General features: G+C 32.6%; 5 protein-coding genes and 2 pseudogenes. 4 read left to right on the forward strand and 3 right to left on the reverse strand.

The window, feature by feature from the left end; translation table 11 throughout:
• Nucleotides 1-766 (forward strand): annotated as a pseudogene (locus ACJMLH_RS08210) (SMC family ATPase); the annotation flags it as partial.
• 22 nt (nucleotides 767-788) lie between these two features.
• On the opposite strand, the gene ACJMLH_RS08215 reads toward ACJMLH_RS08210, so the two are convergent.
• On the reverse strand, nucleotides 789-1,184 hold the full coding sequence (locus ACJMLH_RS08215) for a nuclease (protein ID WP_405276574.1): 396 nt from the start codon (nucleotides 1,182-1,184) through the stop codon (nucleotides 789-791).
• A 123-nt stretch (nucleotides 1,185-1,307) separates the two neighbouring features.
• On the opposite strand from ACJMLH_RS08215, the gene ACJMLH_RS08220 reads away from it, so the two are divergent.
• The 3 genes from ACJMLH_RS08220 to ACJMLH_RS08230 all read left to right on the forward strand — a co-directional run bounded on the left by ACJMLH_RS08220 (nucleotide 1,308) and on the right by ACJMLH_RS08230 (nucleotide 4,560).
• Complete coding sequence (locus ACJMLH_RS08220) at nucleotides 1,308-2,594, forward strand: Mur ligase family protein (protein WP_405276576.1); 1,287 nt, start codon at nucleotides 1,308-1,310, stop codon at nucleotides 2,592-2,594.
• 99 nt (nucleotides 2,595-2,693) lie between these two features.
• Nucleotides 2,694-3,881, forward strand: a complete 1,188-nt coding sequence (locus tag ACJMLH_RS08225; RefSeq protein ID WP_405276578.1) for a hypothetical protein — start codon at nucleotides 2,694-2,696, stop codon at nucleotides 3,879-3,881.
• Nucleotides 3,882-3,906: 25 nt separating this feature from the next.
• Nucleotides 3,907-4,560 carry an NTP transferase domain-containing protein gene (locus ACJMLH_RS08230; protein ID WP_405276580.1) on the forward strand — a complete coding sequence of 218 codons (654 nt, stop codon included), beginning with the start codon at nucleotides 3,907-3,909 and terminating at the stop codon, nucleotides 4,558-4,560.
• On the opposite strand, the gene ACJMLH_RS08235 is transcribed toward ACJMLH_RS08230, so the two are convergent.
• Complete coding sequence (locus ACJMLH_RS08235; protein WP_405276582.1) at nucleotides 4,552-5,232, reverse strand: DUF169 domain-containing protein; 681 nt, start codon at nucleotides 5,230-5,232, stop codon at nucleotides 4,552-4,554. The genes ACJMLH_RS08230 and ACJMLH_RS08235 overlap by 9 nt on opposite strands.
• Nucleotides 5,233-5,258: 26 nt before the next feature.
• Nucleotides 5,259-5,974: pseudogene (locus ACJMLH_RS08240) on the reverse strand (hypothetical protein); the annotation flags it as partial.

Consider the following 5,974-nt stretch of genomic DNA (forward strand, 5'->3'; position numbering starts at 1 on the left):
AAATAAAAATGCTTTAATGACTCAGCTCAATACAATCAAAGAAGAAATAGGTACTTCTATTAATCAGATAGACATTACCACCAATAAGATTGAGGCAACAGTTTATGATAAGGACAAGTATGAACAAATTCTTTATCGTTACGAAAGATATGAAAGACAGCTTAATTCATTCAACAGTAGTCTTTCAGAAATTAAAGGTCAGGCCCGCGAATCCATTGCCCACATAAAAGAATTGGGTGAAAAGATACGTACGGCCGATAAGTTTCAGCAGGAATACAATGATGTCCATAATTATATTAATCTGTTAAATCATATTAGAGAAATATACGGTAAAAACGGCATTCAAAAGGATTTGAGAAACATTTCAAAACCTTTAATTCAAAAGTATACTAAAGAATTTTTCAATGAATTCAACTTTAATTATTCTGATTTGACTTTGGATGAGGATTATGAAGTCACTGTTTATGGTCCTGAAGGAGAATCTTCAATGAGCATGGTCAGTGGTGGTGAAAAAATAGCTATTGCACTTGCTTTAAGATTAGGAATCACTCAAGCAATGTCTAAGGGAGAATTGGATACAATTCTATTGGATGAGCCTACAATTCATTTGGACAGTTCTAGAAAACATGAACTCATTGGCTTGTTAAAGGACATGTCTTTATTGCCACAAATGATTATTGTAACTCACGAAAGCCAGCTTGAAAATGCTGCGGATAACTTGATTAAAGTTGAAAAAGAAAATGGTATTTCAAAGATTATTATTTAAATATCATTTTTTTATTATTTTTTTAAATTAACTCGTCTGCATCTTTTACAGAATCAATAATGCAGTTTGCATTCCATCCGACGATAGTTGCCGCTTTTTCTTCCAATATTTCAGGTACTTCTTCAAGTCCTAGTGGTCTTACTAATACTATTGGAATATCATATTTTTCACTTGCATTCATTAGATGTTCGAATAATTCCTTGTTGTCATTGTAGAGGCCTGTAAGCAATATTATTCTATCGACTTTACTGTAGAATTCTTCACTGGCATGTTCATAAGATCCGGAAATTGATTCTTTCCATAAAAAATCTACTTTTGAATATAATTTTTCGGTAAATTGACCATATTCATTTTTTTTATCAATACCATTTGATATAATTAAATTGTAAATCTTATCATCTTTTTCATCTTCAAACATTAAATCACCTTGCTTTTAATTTAATGTTCATATTATAAAATTATTTCTTTTTACAAAATATTTATTAATTCTAAAATAGTAAGTTAATGTATAGAAATTATTTTTTTTGAGGATTAGTTTTTTATGAAAGCGGCGGTTATAGGTTTAGGTGTAGAAGGTAAAAAAGCAGTTAATTCCCTTCTAAGTCATGGTTGGGAAGTTTATGCTAGTGATTTGAATATTAATGTTGACTTGGATGGTTTGGATTTGCCACTACTTTCCATGGATATGTTGGATGATGAACAAACTATTTCAATTGTAGGAGAAAACATTACTGTGGATTTGGGTTTCACTAATCCTTATGCTATTGAACAATGTGATGCAATAGCTATAAGTCCCAGTATGTTTGGTGGACCATTTGCAGAAAGATTATTGGAAAATGGACAACTTTTAAGTGATGTAGTTACAAATCATAAAGATATTTTCACAATTGGAATTACCGGAACAAACGGCAAGACAACTACTGTTCACATGTTAAAAACCATTTTGGAGGACGCCGGTAAAAAGGTTTTAGTTGGTGGAAACGGTGGCGGAGGATTTTCAGGTTATTATGATTTAATTCTTGAAGCTAACCAAGGAGACTATGATATTCTATTGGTCGAAGTATGTGATATGACCCTTGATTTTTGCAGGTATACCTTTGATTTTGACATGATTGGTCTTACTAATATCGGTAATGACCATATGAATGTTCATAAAACAATTGCAAATTATAAAAATTCATTAGTTAGGTTTTTTGAAAATAAACTGATTTTTACCGCTTTCAATCAAGATTTTAATGCAGATTTTAAAGAATCTGCAAGTAAGACTATTCCTTATTTTGAATACCAGGACGAATTGCAATTGTTCGGAAAGTTTAATTTACTTAATGCCGGTCTTGCCAGCGCCATTGCAAGGGAATTGAAGGTTCCTAAAGATGTTATAAGATCTAGTTTGAGTGATTTTCAAGCTGTCGAGGGCAGATTGGATGTTTATAAAATTAATAATGCGTCAATTTATGTTGGAAAAACAGATAATTCCGATGCTTTAGCATCTATATTGTCTGAGAAGGATTTCTATGCAATATTTATTGGAACTCCAAGGCATAATGAAGAGCATAGGCTGGATATTTTAGATGTTGCAGTTAAATATAATCCGGAAGTTATTGTACTGTTCCCAGGTTTGGAGAATACTCTAGACATGGCAATTTACAGGCTTAATTCATTGGGTTATGGCGGAAACATTATCACAGTTAATTCTTTGGATGAAATAATTGAATTGGTTGCAGAATATTCTCATGAAGAGGCTATACTGATTGGAGGAAATGGTCAAGAAACAATTATTGAAATTCAAGAAAGGATAAAATTGATATCTGAAAAATTATCATATTAATAAAAATATTTTTATAATACTAACAATATACTAATTAATTGTTATAAATTTTATAGTGACATAAATCTTATAAGATAGTTATAATTTAAGGTGTAATAAATGAGAAGTTGGAGAAGAACATCAGTTGTAATATTTTTAGCATTAATATTTGCTTGTATTCTTTTATTTGCTTTTTCATTTGTAAATAGTGCCCCATCTACTGGTCAAACAGTTGCAGATACTTACAATATTTCTGTCGGACAATCAATATTTGATGGTGACTCAATCGTAGGTCAAAATAAAACTGTTGAAGTTCCATTATTAAACAATTTTGGATTTTTAACTCATCAGCTTTTAGCTTTTGATCTTCAGGGGATTTTAATGTCCCTTTCGACAGGTGTAGTTCCATTTGATTTTACAGCAGTATCTGGAGAGGGTATTGATTCATATGGAAATGCAAAAGATATTGACGGACCAGGGTATGTAACTTTTGAGGGCGACAAATTAGCTGTTAAAGGCCCAGATACATATGTATGGGGTTACAGTGAACCTTATAAACTTTTATGTAAAACTTCTACTGGAGTGGATGTAGTTGAAAACGGAAAAGTAATTAAATCCGTTCCAGCAGATCAGATTAAGAATTTAAATTATTCTAGTGATTATTATAATAATGACACAATTGTAAGTTGGTATAATTATGATGCTTCAGAAGGTTCAACTTTCACATTGGAGAAAGGAATGACAGGATTTTCAGATAACCGATCTGATATTGGGGCAGATCAGGTTCCGGTAATATTTGGTCAGGATGTTGTTGACTATGCCGCAGAATATCCGACAGGATCACCAATCCTGCTGTATTCAGGTAATTATTCTGAACAAAATGGTGAGGTTTATGGTACTTCATTAGGTTCACATCCAGAATATGGTGATTCAATTAGGGAAGTTAATGCAAGGCAATTTGTAGAAGCTTGGAATGGCACTGTCATACCTCCTAATTCAACCAGTTCAGGTAAAGATTATGTGTACTTCGAATCTGCAAATGATGCATCAGCTCCTGGTGGAAGTGCAGCACACGGTGTATGTCCTTCAGCTAGAGCATTGAGAGGTGCAGTACTTGCGGAAGGATTCGGTTTACCTGTAGGTATGGATGGAAGTGAAAATGCAGTATTGTTCGGTTACAACCCTGCTAGTGACATTACTGTTACAAATAATCACGATTATCCAGTAAAAATCAACATGTGGACTGAAGGTGAAGGTACCGGAATGGGTATCTATTGTCAAATTACAAGATATATTCCTAATAAGTGAGTATATCTCTCTTTTTTTTCTTTTTATGTCTATTTCAACTGTTATTACTGCTGCCGGAAAAAATTCAAGAATGCGAAAAGATCAGCTGGCCAGAAACATTGATTTAACAAATAAACTTATTTTACCATTTGGCGATAAGACAGTCATAGAGACAACAATTGATAATGCATTATCCTCAAATGCAGGTGAATGTATTGTTGTACTAGGTCATTATGCTAGTGAAATAAAAGAAGCTATCTATGATAATTATCATGATAAGGTGAAATTTGTTGAAAACAATCCTGTTGATGTAGGTTTATCAACATCTCTTTTCAATGGTTTGTCAAATATAGATTCTGATTTTGCATTATGCATAACTGCTGACCAGCCAACAGTTTTGCCCGAAACATTTGATAAAATGATTGAGGTAAGTCAGAACAGTGAAGATCCTTTCCATACAATTTCAATTTTAAGGAGAAGAAAAACAGGATTGCTTGACACTGCTGAAGGATTAGGAATGCCTTTTGTAGCACCAAGGCAAAATTTAATGAAATATCTTGAAAATGAGGATGACAATTTAAATCCTATTTTGAGGAAAATCTTTGCTGATGGTTATACATTTTATGGAATAAAAGAAAAAAATAAAAAAGAATTATTAAATATCAATCACTATGAAGACTATTTGAATCTTCTAGATTGATTCAAGTCCGGAAATTACTTCATCAATCATTTCAGAACTGATACCAACAGTCATTTCGTTATCTTTAATGTCTGCTGCTTTTCTTGAACCGTCACAACCTAATGTGAAATTAACTCCTTTTGAAAGGTATGGGTTTGCAAACGCATCTCCACATAATGATTGAATGCCTGCAAATGAAGGTTCGATTTTTGCACCTGTTTTGTAAACGATACTTTGTGCAAGTTTCATTCCTCCAACAGGTTCTGTAATGACTTCAATAACGTCAGCTTCAAAATCTGCTTCATCTAAAGGAGCATAGATAATTCCCCAGTGAATATCTTTAATAATTGAAAGTTTGCTTGTAAGTTTTTTAGCGGTTTCCAAATCTTTAAATCTTCCGAGTGAGAAATATTTTTCACCGTTTGCTAATTTTTCAGGCATGTCTCTTAGTCCGATAGCTCCTGCTCCGCCAAGACACATTTGCTGTTCTATGGTTGAGTAAAATTTATCGCCTAAAGATGCTTTTCTAACCATTTCGCAATGTCTGATTTTTTCATCAATTAAATCATAGCCTTCAGGAAGGTCTTCTTCGGTTTTTATTAGTTTCATTGCAACAGGTTTGGCATCAAGTTTAATTTTACTTTCAATCGCTTCACAATATTTTTGATTTTTTTCTAAAGTAGAATTAGCCATACAATCACCTAATTAATTATTATGTATTATGGGACTTTAAAGTCTTTTGTTATGTCAGTGTTATTTTTACAGAATGTTTTAAAGTCACATGCTAAGCAGGTTCTCTCATCCGCATCTGCTTTCCACGCATCTTGTATTTTACATCCTTTCATTTCTTTTATTAGTGAGTTTTCAATATCGCAGACAACCCTATCAAATTTGTCCAATGCCTTTACCCGTTCTTCTTCATTAATTTCAATAAATCTGATGGAACGGGCAATTTTGAATTCCTCACTTAAATTAGGCATTTTTTCATCTTCCTGCCAGTCTAAAATCAACTGAATATCATCACCAAATTCACCATTGTCAGGAATATCGGTTAAATCATTTACAATTTCATCTTTTATCAGGACCAAATCCTCTTTTGAAGGGACTAGTTCATTCAAGTAAAGAATTATTCCTGCAGATATGGTTTTTGCATCTTCTTGTTTGGATCTGAGCCATGAATAAGTTAGGATTTGCTGCTTGTGGTTTTCCCATTTGTCTTCGCTGTGAGGTTTTGTAACTTTAACTGGAGGTCTTTTCATTCCTTTATAATCAATAATTATTTCATAATCTTCAATGTCGGTTTCTTCAAGATTTTCTTTAATAAAACTAATGATTTTATTGTCATAATTGTATAATGTACTCTGTTCATGAATCGTATTTATTTTTGCAGACGTTAACACATCAACTACACCATTGATTCCATAATAATTGGATC

This window comes from Methanobrevibacter sp. (assembly GCF_045116495.1).
GTDB lineage: Archaea > Methanobacteriota > Methanobacteria > Methanobacteriales > Methanobacteriaceae > Methanocatella.